This is a genomic window from Streptomyces javensis (assembly GCF_039525925.1).
GTDB lineage: Bacteria > Actinomycetota > Actinomycetes > Streptomycetales > Streptomycetaceae > Streptomyces > Streptomyces asiaticus.
Window position 1 is genome coordinate 1 of the sequence record NZ_BAAAIF010000075.1, and the last position, 14,984, is coordinate 14,984.

The following is a 14,984-nucleotide window of genomic DNA, read 5'->3' on the forward strand; positions in this document are numbered from 1 at the left end:
GGCTCACCGCCGGGCAGCGGCCGGGCCAGCCGCCGGGCCGGGTCGAACGAGGGCTGGACCGGCCCGTGCCCCGTGGCCAGCCACAGCTCCTCGCCGGCGACGGCGAAGACGGCGTCGGCGGCGTCCGCGTCCAGCGCGTACGGCCCGCCGTCGGCCGCCGCGAGGGTCACCAGCGCCCGCCCGTTGGCGATCCGGGGCAGCCAGTCCCCGGCCACCTGCCCGCCCCGCGCCGTGCCGCTCTCGGCGAGCGCGGCCAGCAGCACCGCGGTGGCGGCCGTCTCGGCCAGCGGCCCCGGCACGGCGTGCCGCCCCGCCGCGACATACGCCACGCCCAGCTCGACGGGGAGCGGCCCGACGCCCTCGTACGCCTCCGGTACGGCCAGCCCGGTCACCCCGGCGTCGGCGAGCCGCCCCCACACCGCGCGCCCCGGCGCGTGCTCGCCGCGCGCCCAGGCCCGGACGGCGCGCGGCGTGTCGGCCCCGCCGAGCATCCGGTCCACGGTGCGGCCGAAGTCCGTCTGCGCCTGATCCAGCGTGAACCTCATCCGGGCGCCCCCTCGTCGGCCGATGCGCTCGGCACCTGCCACCGGCCCGTCACCCTCATCGGCGTCCCTTCGGCAGGCCCAGCAGCCGCTCGGCGATGATGTCGCGCTGGATCTCGTTCGTGCCCGCGTAGACCGGGCCCGCCAGGGCGAAGGTGTAGCCGTCGGACCACGGGCCGGGCGCGTCCGGGTCGTCGGCGGCGTCGGACAGTTCGCCGTGGGGGCCCAGCAGGTCCAGGGCCGTCTCGTGGAGGGCGATGTCCAGCTCCGACCAGAAGACCTTGTTCAGGCTGGACTCCGCCCCGAGCGAGCCGCCCTCGGCCGGCCGGGAGGCGCCCGCGTAGGCGAAGAGCTCATACGCGCGGGCGCCGATCACGGCGTCCGCGACCCGGTCGCGCAGCGCGGCCGCCTCGATCCCCGCAGCGCTCCCGGCCCCGTCCGCCCGCTCCCGCCACAGCGCCACCAGGCGCCGTGCCGCCGCGGTGAACCGGCCGGGGCTGCGCAGGGTCAGCCCGCGCTCGTTGCCCGCCGTGCTCATCGCGATGCGCCAGCCCTGCTCCGGCTCGCCGATGACGTCCTGGTCGGGGACGAACACCTCGTCCAGGAAGAGCTCGGCGAAGGCGGGCTTGCCGTCGAGGCGGCCGACGGGGCGCACGGTCACACCCGGCGCGTCCAGGGCGAACATCAGATACGTCAGCCCCCGGTGCGGCGCGTCCGCCGCCGGGTCGCTGCGGAACAGGCCGAAGGCGCGGTCGGCGAAGGCGGCCCGGGACGACCAGGTCTTCTGGCCGCTCAGGCGCCAGCCGCCGTCGGCGCGGCGGGCGGTGGAACGCAGCGAGGCGAGGTCGGAGCCCGACTCGGGTTCGGACCACGCCTGGGCCCAGATGGTCTCGCCGCGCGCCATCGGCGGCAGGATCCGGGCGCGCTGCTCGGCGCTGCCGTGCTCGAAGAGGGTGGGGGCGAGCAGGCTGATCCCGTTCTGGCTCACCCGGCCGGGCGCGCCCGCCGCGTAGTACTCCTCCTCGAACAGCAGCCACTCGATCAGCGACGCGCCCCGGCCGCCGTACTCCTCGGGCCAGGTCACCGCCGACCAGCGGTCGGCCGCGAGGACGCGTTCCCAGGCGCGGTGCGCCGCGAACCCCTCGGCGGTCTCCAGGGAGGGGAGGGGAGCGGCGGGAGTGTGGGCGGCCAGCCACCGCCGGGCCTCGGCCCGGAACGCCGACTGCCGCTCGGTGAGATCGAGGTCCATCGGCACGGCACCCCCTCCATCAGCTTCGTCGATGGGTTCCCTAACAAGTGTTTGGTAGGTTACCGTGGCGTCGTGACGGACAACAAGGCGCCGTACGTCCCCGGCCACGGCCTCCTTACCGGTCGCACGGCAGTCATCACCGCCGCCGCGGGCACCGGAATCGGCGGTGCCACGGCCCGCCGGTTCCTCGAGGAGGGCGCGCGCGTCGTCCTCGGCGACGCCCATGAGCGCCGGCTCAAGGAGACGGTGGCCACGCTCGCCGGGGAGTTCGGCGAGGAGCGGGTCGCCGGACGCGTCAGCGATGTGACCGACGAGGCCCAGATCGCCGCGCTGTACGACCTCGCCGAGGAGCGCCACGGACGGCTGGACGCGGTGGTCAACAACGCCGGGCTCGGTGGCACCGCCCTGCTGACCGAGATGACCGACGAGCAGTGGGACAAGGTCATCGACGTCACCCTGAACGGCACGTTCCGCTGCACCCGCGCCGCGCTGCGCCGGATGAAGGCGGGCGGCCACGGCGGTGTCGTGGTCAACAACGCCTCGGTCGTCGGCTGGCGCGCCCAGGCCGGTCAGGCCCACTACGCGGCGGCCAAGGCGGGCGTCATGGCGCTCACCCGCTGCGCCGCGGTCGAGGCCGCCGCGTACCGGGTGCGGGTCAACGCGGTCTCGCCGAGCCTGGCCATGCATCCGCATCTGGTGAAGGTCACCACCCCCGAACTGCTCGCCGCGCTCACCGAGCGCGAGGCGTTCGGCCGGTACGCCGAGCCCTGGGAGGTGGCCAACGTCATCGTCTTCCTGGCCAGCGGCTATTCGTCGTACATGACGGGCGAGACGGTGTCCGTGAGCAGCCAGCACCCATGAGGCGAGAATGGACACGTGCCGAATTCCACCAGGAACCGCGCTTCCACCGGAAACAGCGCGAAGAACAGCGAGAAGAAGAACAGCGAGAAGAAGAACAGCGACAAGAAGAACAGCGAGAAGAAGACGACCGTGACCCCGTCTCCCGAGCGACGGCGCGAACTGCTCTCGACCGCGGCGGAGGTCTTCGCCGCCCAGGGGTACAACGCGACCACCGTCCGCCGGATCGCGGACGAGGCGGGGATGCTCGCGGGCAGCCTCTACTACCACTTCGACTCCAAGGAGTCGATGGTCGACGAGATCCTCTCCACCTTCCTGAACGAGCTCTGGGCCGGGTACGACGAGGTGCTCGCCGCCGGACTCGGCCCCCGCGAGACCGTCGAGGCGCTCGTCACCGAGTCCTTCCGGGAGATCGACCGGCACCGCGCCGCCGTCGCGATCTACCAGAAGGAGTCCCAGCACCTCGCCACCCAGCCGCGCTTCCGTTATCTCAGCGAATCGCAGGGGCGGTTCGAGCGGGCGTGGCTGGGCGTGCTGGAGCGCGGAGTGGCCGAGGGGGTCTTCCGCGCCGACCTCGACATCCGGCTGGCGTACCGCTTCCTGCGCGACACGGTGTGGGTCGCCGCCTCGTGGTACCGGCCGGGCGGCCTGCACAGCCCCGAGGAGATCGCCCGCCAGTATCTGTCGATGGTCCTGGACGGCATCACCCCGCGCGGAGATACAGACACCTCAAGACCGGACACCAGGCACGACACAACGACCGTAAGACCGTCATGACCTGAGGGACCTCAAGGAGCTGCCATGCCCGAGGCATACATCGTGGAAGCGGTGCGGACGCCGGTGGGGCGGCGGAAGGGCGGATTCGCCTCCGTCCACCCCGCCGACCTCGGCGCCCATGTCCTGCGCACGCTGATGGAGCGCTCGGGCGCCGATCCGGCCGCCGTCGAGGACGTCGTCTTCGGCTGTCTGGACACCGTGGGCCCGCAGGCCGGGGACATCGCGCGCACCTGCTGGCTGGCCGCCGGGCTCCCGGAGGAGGTCCCGGGCGTGACCGTCGACCGGCAGTGCGGCTCCTCCCAGCAGGCCCTGCACTTCGCCGCCCAGGCGGTGCTCTCCGGCACCCAGGACCTGGTGGTCGCGGGCGGGGTGCAGAACATGTCGATGGTGCCCATCGGCTTCGCCAGCGGCAAAGCCAGTGAGTCCCTGGGACTCACCGAAGGCCCCTTCGCGGGCTCGGAGGGATGGCGGGCGCGCTACGGCGACCGGCCGGTGAGCCAGTTCTACGGCGCCGAGCTGATCGCCGAGAAGTGGGGCATCACCCGCGCGGCCATGGAGGAGTTCGCCCTGGGCTCGCACCAGCGGGCGCTGCGCGCCATCGACGAGGGCCGCTTCGACCGCGAGACCGTCCCGTTCCGGGACGTCTCGGTGGACGAGGGGCCGCGCCGGGACACCAGCCTGGAGAAGATGGCCGCGCTCAAGCCGCTCATCGAGGGCGGGCGGCTCACCGCCGCGCTCTCCTCGCAGGTCTCCGACGGCGCCGCGGCCCTGCTGCTCGCCTCCGAACAGGCCGTACGGCAGCACGGCTTGACCCCGCGCGCCCGGGTGCACCATCTGTCGGTGCGCGGCGAGGACCCGATCCGGATGCTGTCCGCGCCCATACCGGCGACCGCCCACGCGCTGAAGAAGACCGGGCTGACCATCGGCGACATCGACCTGGTCGAGATCAACGAGGCGTTCGCCCCCGTCGTCCTGGCCTGGCTGAAGGAGACCGGCGCCGACCCCGAGCGGGTCAACGTCAACGGCGGCGCCATCGCCCTGGGCCACCCGCTCGGCGCCACCGGCGCCAAGCTGATGACCACCCTTCTGCACGAACTGGAGCGCACCGGCGGCCGCTACGGATTGCAGACGATGTGCGAGGGCGGGGGCCAGGCGAACGTCACGATCGTCGAGCGGTTGTGAGGACTCCGACCGGACGCCTTCCCGTGGCGACCGCGCCCGGCCCCGCGGATGATGGTGCTGCTCCGAGGGCGGGACCGAGGCCGGGAGGACAGTGCCATGGCGTGCGGATCGACCAAGCTCTGGAACGGCGAGGCCACCTGGTTCTGTTGTGGCAGCGCCTGGGGTCCGTGCGCCTCCGCGGGCGGCGGCGCGTGCGGCACCTGCCGGTCCAGCGCCCTCCAGGCCGCCTGGCCCAACGCCTCCAAGGCGTGCTGGGACATCACCCGGCCGGACCTGTGCGGCGAGGACATACCCCGGCGCGGCTGCGGCTCGGTGATGAAGGTGCGCCATGACTGCTCGGGCGCGAGCGTCTGTGTCACCGTCAGCGACTGCGGCCCGCGCACCCGCGGCTTCTGCTCCGAGTCCACCTGCTGCGACGGGGTCTGCCGCACAAACAGGGTCATCGACCTCACCCCCGCCGCCTTCTCCGCCATCGGCAGTCTGAGCTCCGGCACCCTGCCGGTCTCCATCTTCGAATGAGGCGGGCCCGGCCATGAGCGCGTACCGAACCGGCACCCCCCTCGACCGCCGCCGCTTCCTCACCGCCGCCGCCCTCCACGGCGCCACCGTGGTCGGGGCCACCGCCCTGGGCGCGGTGGACGCCGACGCCGCCTTCGCCGCGCCGATACGCCCACTGGACCCGGCGGTCGCCGAGAGCGCCTTCGCCGAGGGGCGGATCACCGCGATCAACGGCGACGTCCTGGCGGTCGCGGGCTCCTACGGCGACCACTCCCGGGTGCGGGTCACGGGCGCCACCAGCGTCTGGAAGGCCCGGGCCACCACCGCGGCCGACATCGAGACCGGCGACGGACTCTACGCCCGCGGCGTCCCGCTGCCCGACGGCACCCTCGCCGCCGACGCGGTGTGGGTCAACATCGTGAACCTCGACGCCACCATCCGCGGTATCGAGAAGACCCGGCTGCACCTCGCGCACGGGCACCACGAGATCGTCGGCAACCTCATGGCGGAGACCACCAGCGCCGCGTACGGCACCGCCTCGCCCACCGCCGATCTGTCCCGGCTCACCATCGGGCAGAGCGCCCAGGTGCTGGGCGCGTGGCGGCCGTCCGACGGCTCCGTGGACCTGGTCCGGGTCACGGTCGCCCCCGGCGCGGGGAGGCGGCGGTGAGCGCCCTGGCCCTGGTCCGCGACCTCGCACCGCTGGTACTCGCCGGGATGCTGGGTTCGGCCGGTGCGGGCAAGCTGATCGGCCGGGGCACCGCCCGGCAGGCGCCCCGTACCGCGCTCGCGCGGCTGCTGCGCGACGGCGGCCGCGCCGCGCTCGCCCACCGCGCCCTCGGCGCGGTGGAACTCCTCCTCGCCGCCGCGCTGCTGGCCCCGCCCCCCGGCCCGCTCCCGGGAGCGGCGGCCGCCTTCCTCGGCGCGGGCTTCCTCGGCTATCTCGGCTACGCCCGCGCCGCCGCGCCCGGCTCCTCCTGCGGCTGTACGGCACGGCCGGACACCCCCCTCACCTGGCGCGCCTTCGTCCGCGCCGCCGCGGTCCTCGCGGGCGGGGCCGCGGCGGCCCTGGCCCAGCAGCCCTGGTGGACCGCGGCGGCCCGCCGTCCGGCCGCGGCGGCGTGCCTGGTCCTCGCCGCCGCGGCGGCCCTGACGGCCCTCTCCGCCGATCCCGACCGCCGCTGGCGGACGCCGCTGCGCCGGCTGCGGCTGCGGATCACCGGCCATCCGCTCGCCGCGACCCGAGCGCGGACGGCGGTCCCGGTCGCCGCGACCGTCGAACTGCTGGAGCGCTCGCGCGCCTGGCAGAGCGTCTCCCGAGTGGTGCGCTCCGCGCTGCTGGACCACTGGGACGACGGCGGCTGGCGCATCCTCCAATTCGCCGGGGTGTACGGGGGCGGCCCGGCCGCCAGGCCCGTGCTGGTGCTCTTCGCGGTGGACGCCGGGGCCAGCCTGGACACGGTGCGCGAGCCCGCCGTCCGGGTCAGCGTCATCGACGCGGACAGCGGGGCCCCGGTCATGGCCACGGCGTGAGGCCCGCCGAGCGGCCACCGACGGACACCCGGACACCGCACAGGTGTTCCGGGTGGACGCCCGGCGGAGCTCCCGGCGGAACGTCACCACCCCGAGTAGCCTGGACGGCACTGCCCAGGTCGAGCCGGTGGCGCGCGTAGGGGAGTGGGTATGTCCGAGAATCGGTCCGCGTCCGGCTCCCGAGGGCCCAGGTCCTGGCCCTGGTGGCGACGGCTGGAGGACGCGTTCGACCGGTCCGCGATCGGACGCGGATGGCGCCGGGGCAGCGAATTCGAGCTGCTGCACCGCGCGATGGGCTTCGCCGCCCTGGGCTTCCTCACCCTGGTGCCCCTGCTGATCGTGGTCGCCGCGGCCGACCCGGTGAACCGGCTCGGCTTCGCCCAGTGGCTGGCCGAGGGCCTCGGGCTCACCTCGACCTCACGGGACGAGGTGCAGCGGCTGTTCGCCCCGCCCAAGCAGGCGCTGGAGTCCACCACCGCCTTCGGTCTGGCCACGCTGGCCATCTTCGGACTGCGCTTCGGCACGGTGCTCCAGGTGGGCTACGAGAAGGTGTGGGAGCTGCCGGCCGGCCGCTGGCACACCGTCTGGCGCCATCTGGTGTGGCTTGTGGTGCTGATCTGCTATCTGCTGCTCTCCGCCCATCTGGCGCCCGGCTTCTCCCGGGTCCTGGTGGCGGCGCTGGGCACGCTGCTGTTCTTCTGGTGGTCGCAGTATCTGCTGCTCGGCGGGCGGATCAGCTGGGGCGCCCTGCTGCCCGGCGCGCTGGCCACCAGCATCGGGCTGCTGGGGCTGCGGGTCTTCTCCCAGCTGGTGTTCTCCCCGCTGATCGCCTCCAGCACGGTCTCCTACGGCCCGGTCGGCACCGTCCTGGTCGTCCAGTCCTGGCTGGTCGGCGTCGGCTACGTGGTCTTCGGCGGGGCGCTCGTCGGGCGGGTGCTGCACGAGGACTATCTGCGGATGGTGGCCTGGCGCCGCAAGCGGCGCCGCGACCGTGCCAAGGCGGCCGGACCGCCGGAGTGACGCCCGGCCCGCACCGTACCGAAACGCCGTCGCCCCGGACCGGGGGCGGCTGGCATGCTGGCGGTGTGAACGGACCCGAAATCCACCTCAGCCTCGCTCCCGAACTGCGCTTCTTCGCCGTTCCCGAGCGGCGCCGCCCCTGGACGGCCGTCGTCACCGACGGCGTCTCCACCCTCGGCCATGTGGTCGAGTCGCTCGGGGTGCCGCTCACCGAGGTCGGAAGGCTGCTGGTGAACGGCGAGGAGGCCACCGTCTCGCATGTGCCGGGGGCGGGGGAGACCGTGGAGGTCCAGCCGGTCGTCCGGCCGCAGCGGGTGCCGGGCGCGCCGCTGCGCTTTCTGCTCGATGTGCACCTGGGCACGCTCGCGCGGCGGATGCGGCTGCTGGGCGTGGACGCCGCGTACGAGAGCGAGGACATCGGCGACCCCGAACTGGCCGCGCGCTCCGCCGCCCAGCGCCGGGTGCTGCTCTCCCGCGACCGGGGGCTGTTGCGCCGCCGCGAGCTGTGGGCCGGGGCGTATGTCTACAGCGACCGCCCCGATGAGCAACTGCGCGACGTCCTCGGCCGGTTCACCCCGGGCCTGGCGCCCTGGACCCGCTGCACCGCCTGCAACGGGCCGCTGGAGGACGCCGACAAGGAGACGGTCCGGGAGCGGCTCCAGCACGGCACCCGGCGCACCTACGAGGTCTTCGCACGCTGCACGGTCTGTGAGCGGGTCTACTGGCGCGGAGCCCACCACGCCCGTCTGGAGGCCATCGTGGCCGGGGCGATGGGCGAGTTCGGCGGCGCGCGGTCCGCGCTGTCCTGAGCGCCCGGCCGTGCGCCGCGCCGCAAGAGCGGAGCTAACCGCCGCAGCGGGGGCAGTGGAAGTCGTGTCCGCCCGCGGTGAGTCCCTTGCCGCGGGCGCCGTAGGGGATGAGGGCCATCTGGAGCCTTCCGCAGGCGCAGCGGCTCCAGACCACGACGCCCTCGCTGGTGGTGTGCCGGGAAACGATGGTGTGGGTGTCGGTGTTCATAGCAGCAGGATGGCGCCGGACGACCGTTCAGGTCCATTGCATGTTTTGCGGGTCGTATGTGCAAAATGATTGCATGATTGACCTGCGCCGGCTTCATATGCTCCGGGTGGTGCGCCAGCAGGGCACGGTCACCGCGGCCGCCGAGGCCCTGCACCTCACCCCGTCCGCGGTCTCCCACCACATGCGGGAGCTCGCGCGCGAGCTCAAGGTCCCGCTCCTGGAGCCGCACGGCCGCGGCGTCCGGCTGACCCCGGCCGGGCACCTGCTCATCGACCACGCCGACGATCTGCTGGCCCGGTGGGAGGAGGCGCGGGCGGAGCTGGAGTCCTACCGGGCGGGCATGGCAGGACCGCTGCGCATCGCGGGCTTCACCACCGCGATCAGCGGCCTGATCGCCCCCGCGGCCGGGCGGCTGCGGCACAGCCACCCGGACCTGCTGGTGCGGGTGCGCGAGTGCGACACCGCGGAGAGCATGGACCTGCTGGTGGCGGGCGAGGTGGATATCGCGGTCGTGGAGCCCATCGAGGGCGGGCCGCCGCCGGATGACGCGCGGTTCGAGCAGAGCCTCTTGCTGGAGGAGCCGCACATCCTGCTGGTGCCCGCCGACCACCGGCTGGCGGGGGCGGCGTCGGTGCGGCTGGAGGAGGCGGCGGCCGAGGACTGGATCGTCTCCGACCCGGGCACCTGCGACCACGCCCAGCGGGTGCGGGTGCTGTGCGCGGCGGCCGGGTTCTCACCGCGGATCGTGCACGCCGCCACCCACTGGTCGGCGGTCTGGTCGCTGGTCGGGAACGGGCTGGGCGTCTCGCTCATCCCGCGGCTGGCCGAGGGTCCGGCGGGCCAGGCGGTGGTACGGGTGCCGGTGGCGGGCGAGAACGTGCCGACGCGGCGGATCCTCACCTGTGTGCGCCGGGGAAGTCGGCGGAATCCGCTGATCGACCTCGGGATGGCGGCGCTGGAAGAGGCGGTGCGCCACCATCAGAGCCCGGACGACCGGCCCCGATCCGCCGCCTGACCGCTCACCGTGCCGCCCCTCAGGACACCTCGACGCCCTCTCGGGACGCCTCGTCCTGGAGGGCCTCCGGAAGCGTGGTGTGGAAGGCCGGATGGGCGTGCAGCCGGCGCACATAGGCGCGCAACTGCCCATGGCGGGAGACCCGGTCGGCCGCGTCGGCGTCCAGGAGGGGCCGGTGCTCGGTGTCCAGTTGGACCAGGGCCACCCACAGGTCCACATCGGCGGCGGTCAGCTCCTCGCCCAGGGCGTACGGCGCGGCCGTCAGCCCGCGGTCGAGCCGGCCGAGGGCGGTCAGCAGCCGCTCCAGCGCCGCGTCCCGGCACTCCGCCACGCCAGCCGTCCCGGCCTGCCGGGCGGCGTGGATGACGTCCGCGTCGAGCAGGTCCCGGAGGGCGTCGATGTCCGTGGCGAGGGCCGCCGGGCGCAGCCGGGGGCGTCCGGCAGCGCTGCCATCGCTCAGATGGCCGGCGAGGTCGCGCAGGATGTCGGGCGTGTGATTGCTGACGACCCGTCCGGTCCAGCCGTCGCACAGCGCGGGAGCGTCCACCGGTCCGCTGTAGCGGTGCCAGGTGGCCTCGTAGGCCCCGCGCAGCGCGGCGTACGCCTCGGGGGTGTCGTCCGGGAGCCCGACGAGGGTGGTGGCCACGGTGTCCCGCAGCCCGAGCAGATCGAGGGTGATGGAGACGCGCAGTGAGAGCGGACAGCTCGCGGAGAGGTAGAGCCGATAGCGATGCGGCACCGGATAGAAGCCACCGGCGAGGTCGACGCCGATGCGGCTGCGGAAGCGGTGCGGAGGTGCGGGCGGGGCGATCCGGGGGCGGGGTGAGCAGGGGTCGGGTTCGAGAAGAGCGGCAGGACCTGAACTGACCGGAAACGTCTCGGACATGGCTTTCCAAGGCAGTGGCGGAAGCCCCGGCCACCGCCGGTCGAGGGCGGCGCCGGTGGCACGACGGAGGGGAAGCCCGCGCGGGGCACCCGCCGGGGCGGGGCCGGGACACACCCGACCCCCCGGCGCGCGGGACCGCGCTCGGTGACCGTGTCGACTCGGGCCGACTCAGAGAGCTGGACTGGAGGCGCTACAGATGCGCAGCAGATCGATGTGCAGCCGTCTGGTCAGGAGGCGGAGCCGGCGGAGCGGGGACAACGGACGGGAACGCCGGCGGGCGCCGTCCCCGTGGCTGTCGGTCCTGGGCATCTCCACCGATCCCATCATCGGGGGCTCGCGAGGCAGCGAGACCGCGCTTGTCCCGTCCACGCCGACGGAACCTGGTCGTCACCCGGGGGCACCCCGTCGCGGGAGAAGGGTTGCCTGTCAACGAGCCGGGGCCGATGACCCGCCTGAGCGGGGGTTCCGCACGGCGGGCGCTGACAATCGTGACCGTCCCTGACAGTGTCGTCGCGCTCCGCGAGGGCGTCAACCCATGCCGAAGCGGCCAACACCGGCCGACGGTACGGCGGATGTACGGCGCCTTGGCGCAACGGGCTCGGAGGTGGCTCAACCGGCTCGGCGGAACGGCCGGTCCGCGCCGCCGGTGTCCCGCTCGATGAGGACCATGGCCGCGTCGTCCGCCAGCCGCCCCTCGGTGTGCCGGACCAGGGCGTGGCGCAGCCCGTCCAGGTACTCGGACGGGGTGGCGCGGTCCAGCGTCTCCATGGTCCGGTGCAGCGGAAAGAACTCGTTGTCGTTGTTGCGGGCCTCGACCACCCCGTCGGTGTGCAGCAACAGCCGGTCACCGGTCAGGAACGGAAAGGTCTCGACGCCGATCGCGGAAGGGCCGAGGAACTCCTCGAGGCCGAGCGGCGGCAGCGGGCGCGCCGGGTCCAGGGAGCGCACCTCGCCCTCGCGCATCACCAGGGGCGGCGGATGGCCGCGGTTGATCAGCTGGACCAGCGAATCGTCCGTCACCTGGGCGAGGAGCACGGTGACGAACTGCTCCTCGAGCTCCTGCGGATCCTGTAGCTGGGAGCGGTCCAGCAGCTCGTACTCGCGCGCCAGCGCGGCCGCACAGCGGTGCATCACCTCGGCGAGGTCCTGTTCGTAGTGCACCGCCTCCCGGAAGGCGCCCACCACGGCCGCGGCGGACCGCACCGCGGCCAGCCCCTTTCCCCGCACATCGCCGACGATCAGCCGCACTCCGTAGCGGGTGCACATCGCCTCGTAGAGGTCCCCGCCGATCTGCGCACCGCGCTCGGCCGCCAGATAGACGCTGGCGGTGTTCACCACGCCCATCCGGGCGGGCAGCGGCCGCAGCACCACGTTCTGGGACACCTCCGCGATCCGGCGGATATGGGCCAACTCGCGGTCCCGGCGCACCCGCACCGCGCTGGTCGCCACGCTCGCCACCGCCACCACCAGCAGGGCCAGCAGATTGGTGTACACCTGCGGGGTGCCCCAGGCGTCGTTGTGGATGGCGGTGATCGCGCTGACCGCGCCCGCCAGCACCGCCACCCCGCCGGTGCCGACCGGCCCCATGGTCACCGCCGCCAGCGCCGGCGCCGGGGAGAGCAGGGGGCCGGTGTAGAGGGTGTGCGCGGGGGAGAGCTCGATGCCGAGTACCGCCGCCAGGACCAGGAACGGCAGACACCGTGTGATCGCGAACAGCGTCTGGTTGCGACCGCTCACCCCCGGGGCGGCGCGCATGAATCGCATAATTGGGTACTTTATCCGATGAAGACCCCCGAACGGGGGCGCTCTCCACAACGCGCGACGGAGGCCCCGGGCGTAGCCTGACGCTATGCCCGAGCTTCCGGACGTCGAGGGATTCCGGCGGACGCTCGCCTCCTGCGCCGAGGGCCGCCGCGTCGAGCGGGCGGAGGTGGCCGATCCGGGGGTGCTGCACGGGGTGACCGCGCAGCGGCTGAAGCGCGACCTCAAGGGCCGCCGCTTCGCGGCACCGCGCCGCCACGGCAAGTGGCTGATCGCCCCCACCGACGGGCCCACGGTCGTGCTCCACTTCGGCATGACCGGACGGCTGGTCTGCGCGGCGGACTCCGACCCGGCCGGCCGGTTCCAGCGGGTCGCCTTCGACCTCGACGACGGCCACCGCCTCGGCTACGAGGACCAGCGCAAGCTCAAGGGCATCTGGCTCGCCGCCACCGACGACGACATCGACCGGATCATCGGTGACCAGGGCCCGGACGCGCTCTCGCTGAGCCGGGCCGATCTGGACCGGCTGCTGGAGGGGCGGCGCGGACGCGTCAAGGCCACCCTGACCGACCAGGCCGTGATCGCCGGACTCGGCAATCTGCTCGGCGACGAGATCCTGTGGCACGCCCGGATCCACCCGCGGCGGCCGGTGAACGCGCTGACCGAAGGCGAGCGCGATCGGCTGCACGGCGCGCTGCGCGAGGTGCTGCGCGCCTCGGTACGGGCGGGGCGGGTACCGGACGACCCGGACTGGCTCACCGGGCGGCGTGACGATCCGGATCCGCACTGCCCCCGCTGCGGCAATCCGCTGCGCCGCGGCCGGATCGCGGGGCGGACCAGTCTCTGGTGCCCCCACTGCCAGCGGGAGGACGCCTGACGTCCGCCCGCGCCACCCCTACCCCGCCCGCGCCCCCGCGCCTCGATCGCGTCCCCGCGTCCCCGCGTCCCCGCGTCCCCGCGCCCCGATCGCGCCCCCGCGCCTCGCCCGCCCCTCCCGACGCCGCCGGTGGTCAGGAGATATAGGCCGTGTAGGACATCACATCGCCCGCCTTCACCCGGTACTCGGGAGCGTCCCGGGTGAACGTCTCCTCGATGTCCAGCACCCTGCCGTCGTCCGGGTCGAGGACGATCAGATAACGGCCACCGGGGGTGCCGGTGAACCGGAACCCCTGCCCCTCCCGGCCGAGCCGGTCGGTGACCCTGCCCGCCGGGCGAAGCCCCTCCAGTCCGGAGAGCAGGGTGGCGATGTCCGCCCGCTGGCGCGGTCCCGGGGTCCACACCGTGAGGAAGGACCCGACGGCCGACAGCAGCTCCGCCGGGTCGCGGTCCGCGTCCGGGGTCCAGACGGCGAGATATTCGCGCAGCGCGGACGCACCGGTCGGGGGGTCCTCGAAATAGCTCTCGTTGGCGCCGTTGATACCGGGCGGATAGCGCTCCTCGCTCAGCACCTTGCCGTCGTGAACCGTACGCGGCGGGGGTCCGTCCTCGATCACCGGGCGGCCCGGATGGCGCGGATCGGTGGCCACCTCCAGCGTGGAACCGCTGCCGTCCGCGTTCCAGCGGGTCAGCGACTCCCGGGGCAGCGTCACCGCGTCCTCGCCCGACTTCATGCTCAGCGCCCAGCTCTGGAAATGGCTGCCCCGCTCGCTCCTCCCCGGGGACTCCTCGGCCGCCGCCCGCGCCCGCCGCACGATCTCGGTGAGCGATACGTCCGCCCGGGACACATGCGCCACCAGCGGCACTGGTCTGGACGCGGCCACCGCGGAGGAAGGGGTGCCCGAGACGGTCAGCGCGAGGGCGAGGACCGTCGCGGCCGCCGCGGCCTCCAGACTCCAGACGACGCGCCGGACGGTACGGCGCCCCCGGTCCTGGGACGGCAGCCGCCGCAGCAGCAGCTCGGCGCGCGCGTTCAGCGGCCGGTCCCGCCAGGGGCCGGTGTCGGCGGACACGGGGTTGGCCTCGCGGAGCAGATCCAGTTCGTCGGTCATGCGTGTCCATCCTTGTGGGCCTCGCCGGCCCGGTCAGCGCTATGGGCCCTGTCGCCCTTGCCGCTCGTGCACCCCACCGAGACCCGGTCGTCCCGGCGCAGGTTCTCTATCTGCTCCCGCAGCCGCCGCCGCGCCCGGTGCAGCCGCATCGCCGCGGCGGACCGGCCGCACCCCAGCACGGTGCTGAGCTCCTCGACGGTCAGCTCCTCCCACGCCGTCAGCCGCAGCACCTCCTGGTCGGCCTCGGCGAGCCGGGACAGCGCCTCCAGCACCCAGGAGCCCGGCCGCTCGGCGTCCGGGCTCGCCACGGTGCGCCCGCCGCGCGTCACCTCGTGGTGGCCCAGTTTGAGCAGCAGTCTGCGGTAACGGCCCTTGCCGCGCACGGTGTTGGCCAGACAGTGCCGGGCCACTCCGTACAGCCACGGCAGTGGTGACTCGGGCAGTTCGGCCCGGCGCCGCCAGGCCACCGCGAAGACCTCGGCGACCACTTCCTCGACGTCCCATGCCTGGTCGTCCAGCCGCCGTGCCACAAAACGGCTGACCGCCCAGTAATGCTCACGGTAGGCGGCGTCGAAGGCGTCGTCGGTGCTCATGATCCGAAGGTGTCCGGCACACCGCAGATCATCACACCTCGCGGCGGGCGATTCCGACCGGCCAC

General features: G+C 73.8%; 17 protein-coding genes and 1 riboswitch. Of the genes, 10 read left to right on the forward strand and 7 right to left on the reverse strand.

Going from position 1 to position 14,984, the window contains the following annotated elements; genetic code table 11:
• On the reverse strand, nucleotides 1–545 hold a 545-nt coding region (locus tag ABD329_RS40095; RefSeq protein ID WP_344317695.1), incomplete at its 3' end, for an acyl-CoA dehydrogenase family protein.
• Between the two features lie 55 nt (nucleotides 546–600).
• The gene (locus ABD329_RS40100) at nucleotides 601–1,791 is read right to left on the reverse strand and encodes an acyl-CoA dehydrogenase family protein (RefSeq protein WP_198278972.1); all 1,191 of its coding nucleotides are present in this window, start codon (nucleotides 1,789–1,791) and stop codon (nucleotides 601–603) included.
• Between the two features lie 72 nt (nucleotides 1,792–1,863).
• Here ABD329_RS40100 and ABD329_RS40105 point away from each other — a divergent pair, with 72 nt between their 5' ends.
• The 8 genes from ABD329_RS40105 (at nucleotide 1,864) to ABD329_RS40140 (ending at nucleotide 8,468) form a co-directional block, all read left to right on the forward strand.
• The gene (locus ABD329_RS40105; protein ID WP_198278965.1) at nucleotides 1,864–2,652 is read left to right on the forward strand and encodes an SDR family oxidoreductase; all 789 of its coding nucleotides are present in this window, start codon (nucleotides 1,864–1,866) and stop codon (nucleotides 2,650–2,652) included.
• A 129-nt stretch (nucleotides 2,653–2,781) separates the two neighbouring features.
• Nucleotides 2,782–3,426, forward strand: coding sequence for a TetR-type transcription factor C-terminal domain-containing protein (locus ABD329_RS40110; RefSeq protein WP_198278973.1), 645 nt, complete (start codon nucleotides 2,782–2,784; stop codon nucleotides 3,424–3,426).
• Nucleotides 3,427–3,450: 24 nt separating this feature from the next.
• Nucleotides 3,451–4,608 (forward strand): acetyl-CoA C-acetyltransferase, encoded by a 1,158-nt coding sequence (locus tag ABD329_RS40115; protein ID WP_198278966.1) that lies wholly within the window; start codon nucleotides 3,451–3,453, stop codon nucleotides 4,606–4,608.
• A 96-nt stretch (nucleotides 4,609–4,704) separates the two neighbouring features.
• Nucleotides 4,705–5,127, forward strand: coding sequence for a septal ring lytic transglycosylase RlpA family protein (locus ABD329_RS40120; protein ID WP_020866287.1), 423 nt, complete (start codon nucleotides 4,705–4,707; stop codon nucleotides 5,125–5,127).
• 13 nt (nucleotides 5,128–5,140) lie between these two features.
• Nucleotides 5,141–5,776, forward strand: a complete 636-nt coding sequence (locus ABD329_RS40125) for a cell wall protein (protein WP_198278967.1) — start codon at nucleotides 5,141–5,143, stop codon at nucleotides 5,774–5,776.
• Nucleotides 5,773–6,639, forward strand: coding sequence for a MauE/DoxX family redox-associated membrane protein (locus ABD329_RS40130; protein WP_344317696.1), 867 nt, complete (start codon nucleotides 5,773–5,775; stop codon nucleotides 6,637–6,639). Before ABD329_RS40125 ends, ABD329_RS40130 begins: the two co-directional genes overlap by 4 nt.
• Before the next feature lie 150 nt (nucleotides 6,640–6,789).
• The gene (locus tag ABD329_RS40135) at nucleotides 6,790–7,659 is read left to right on the forward strand and encodes a YihY/virulence factor BrkB family protein (protein WP_198278968.1); all 870 of its coding nucleotides are present in this window, start codon (nucleotides 6,790–6,792) and stop codon (nucleotides 7,657–7,659) included.
• A 65-nt stretch (nucleotides 7,660–7,724) separates the two neighbouring features.
• Nucleotides 7,725–8,468, forward strand: coding sequence for a Mut7-C RNAse domain-containing protein (locus ABD329_RS40140; protein WP_198278969.1), 744 nt, complete (start codon nucleotides 7,725–7,727; stop codon nucleotides 8,466–8,468).
• 34 nt (nucleotides 8,469–8,502) lie between these two features.
• Here the strand turns inward: ABD329_RS40140 and ABD329_RS40145 are convergent, their stop codons facing one another.
• On the reverse strand, nucleotides 8,503–8,676 hold the full coding sequence (locus tag ABD329_RS40145; RefSeq protein WP_198278970.1) for a hypothetical protein: 174 nt from the start codon (nucleotides 8,674–8,676) through the stop codon (nucleotides 8,503–8,505).
• Nucleotides 8,677–8,749: 73 nt separating this feature from the next.
• On the opposite strand from ABD329_RS40145, the gene ABD329_RS40150 reads away from it, so the two are divergent.
• On the forward strand, nucleotides 8,750–9,691 hold the full coding sequence (locus ABD329_RS40150) for a LysR family transcriptional regulator (RefSeq protein WP_246618703.1): 942 nt from the start codon (nucleotides 8,750–8,752) through the stop codon (nucleotides 9,689–9,691).
• Between the two features lie 19 nt (nucleotides 9,692–9,710).
• Here the strand turns inward: ABD329_RS40150 and ABD329_RS40155 are convergent, their stop codons facing one another.
• Both ABD329_RS40155 and ABD329_RS40160 read right to left on the reverse strand, forming a co-directional pair.
• Nucleotides 9,711–10,577: a glutathione S-transferase C-terminal domain-containing protein gene (locus ABD329_RS40155; protein ID WP_344317697.1), complete on the reverse strand. Its 867-nt coding sequence runs from the start codon at nucleotides 10,575–10,577 to the stop codon at nucleotides 9,711–9,713.
• A 347-nt stretch (nucleotides 10,578–10,924) separates the two neighbouring features.
• Nucleotides 10,925–11,071: riboswitch (SAM riboswitch) on the reverse strand.
• A 115-nt stretch (nucleotides 11,072–11,186) separates the two neighbouring features.
• Entirely contained in the window at nucleotides 11,187–12,341 is a 1,155-nt protein-coding gene (locus ABD329_RS40160) for a PP2C family protein-serine/threonine phosphatase (protein WP_198282076.1), read from the reverse strand.
• 85 nt (nucleotides 12,342–12,426) lie between these two features.
• Here ABD329_RS40160 and ABD329_RS40165 point away from each other — a divergent pair, with 85 nt between their 5' ends.
• Nucleotides 12,427–13,215, forward strand: coding sequence for an Fpg/Nei family DNA glycosylase (locus ABD329_RS40165; protein ID WP_198282075.1), 789 nt, complete (start codon nucleotides 12,427–12,429; stop codon nucleotides 13,213–13,215).
• A gap of 133 nt (nucleotides 13,216–13,348) precedes the next feature.
• Here the strand turns inward: ABD329_RS40165 and ABD329_RS40170 are convergent, their stop codons facing one another.
• On the reverse strand, nucleotides 13,349–14,326 hold the full coding sequence (locus ABD329_RS40170) for a CU044_5270 family protein (RefSeq protein WP_344317698.1): 978 nt from the start codon (nucleotides 14,324–14,326) through the stop codon (nucleotides 13,349–13,351).
• Nucleotides 14,323–14,919, reverse strand: a complete 597-nt coding sequence (locus tag ABD329_RS40175) for an RNA polymerase sigma factor (RefSeq protein ID WP_198279104.1) — start codon at nucleotides 14,917–14,919, stop codon at nucleotides 14,323–14,325. The genes ABD329_RS40170 and ABD329_RS40175 overlap by 4 nt, the downstream gene beginning before the upstream one ends.
• Nucleotides 14,920–14,984 lie beyond the last annotated feature (65 nt).

Coding starts and splice junctions, on each gene's coding strand:
- ABD329_RS40115 (WP_198278966.1), top strand. CDS start 3,451: ATGCCCGAGGCATACATCGTGGAAGCGGTGCGGACGCCGGTGGGGCGG.
- ABD329_RS40175 (WP_198279104.1), bottom strand. CDS start 14,919: ATGAGCACCGACGACGCCTTCGACGCCGCCTACCGTGAGCATTACTGG.
- ABD329_RS40120 (WP_020866287.1), top strand. CDS start 4,705: ATGGCGTGCGGATCGACCAAGCTCTGGAACGGCGAGGCCACCTGGTTC.
- ABD329_RS40125 (WP_198278967.1), top strand. CDS start 5,141: ATGAGCGCGTACCGAACCGGCACCCCCCTCGACCGCCGCCGCTTCCTC.
- ABD329_RS40145 (WP_198278970.1), bottom strand. CDS start 8,676: ATGAACACCGACACCCACACCATCGTTTCCCGGCACACCACCAGCGAG.
- ABD329_RS40135 (WP_198278968.1), top strand. CDS start 6,790: ATGTCCGAGAATCGGTCCGCGTCCGGCTCCCGAGGGCCCAGGTCCTGG.
- ABD329_RS40100 (WP_198278972.1), bottom strand. CDS start 1,791: ATGGACCTCGATCTCACCGAGCGGCAGTCGGCGTTCCGGGCCGAGGCC.
- ABD329_RS40170 (WP_344317698.1), bottom strand. CDS start 14,326: ATGACCGACGAACTGGATCTGCTCCGCGAGGCCAACCCCGTGTCCGCC.
- ABD329_RS40165 (WP_198282075.1), top strand. CDS start 12,427: ATGCCCGAGCTTCCGGACGTCGAGGGATTCCGGCGGACGCTCGCCTCC.
- ABD329_RS40160 (WP_198282076.1), bottom strand. CDS start 12,341: ATGCGATTCATGCGCGCCGCCCCGGGGGTGAGCGGTCGCAACCAGACG.
- ABD329_RS40150 (WP_246618703.1), top strand. CDS start 8,750: ATGATTGACCTGCGCCGGCTTCATATGCTCCGGGTGGTGCGCCAGCAG.
- ABD329_RS40155 (WP_344317697.1), bottom strand. CDS start 10,577: ATGTCCGAGACGTTTCCGGTCAGTTCAGGTCCTGCCGCTCTTCTCGAA.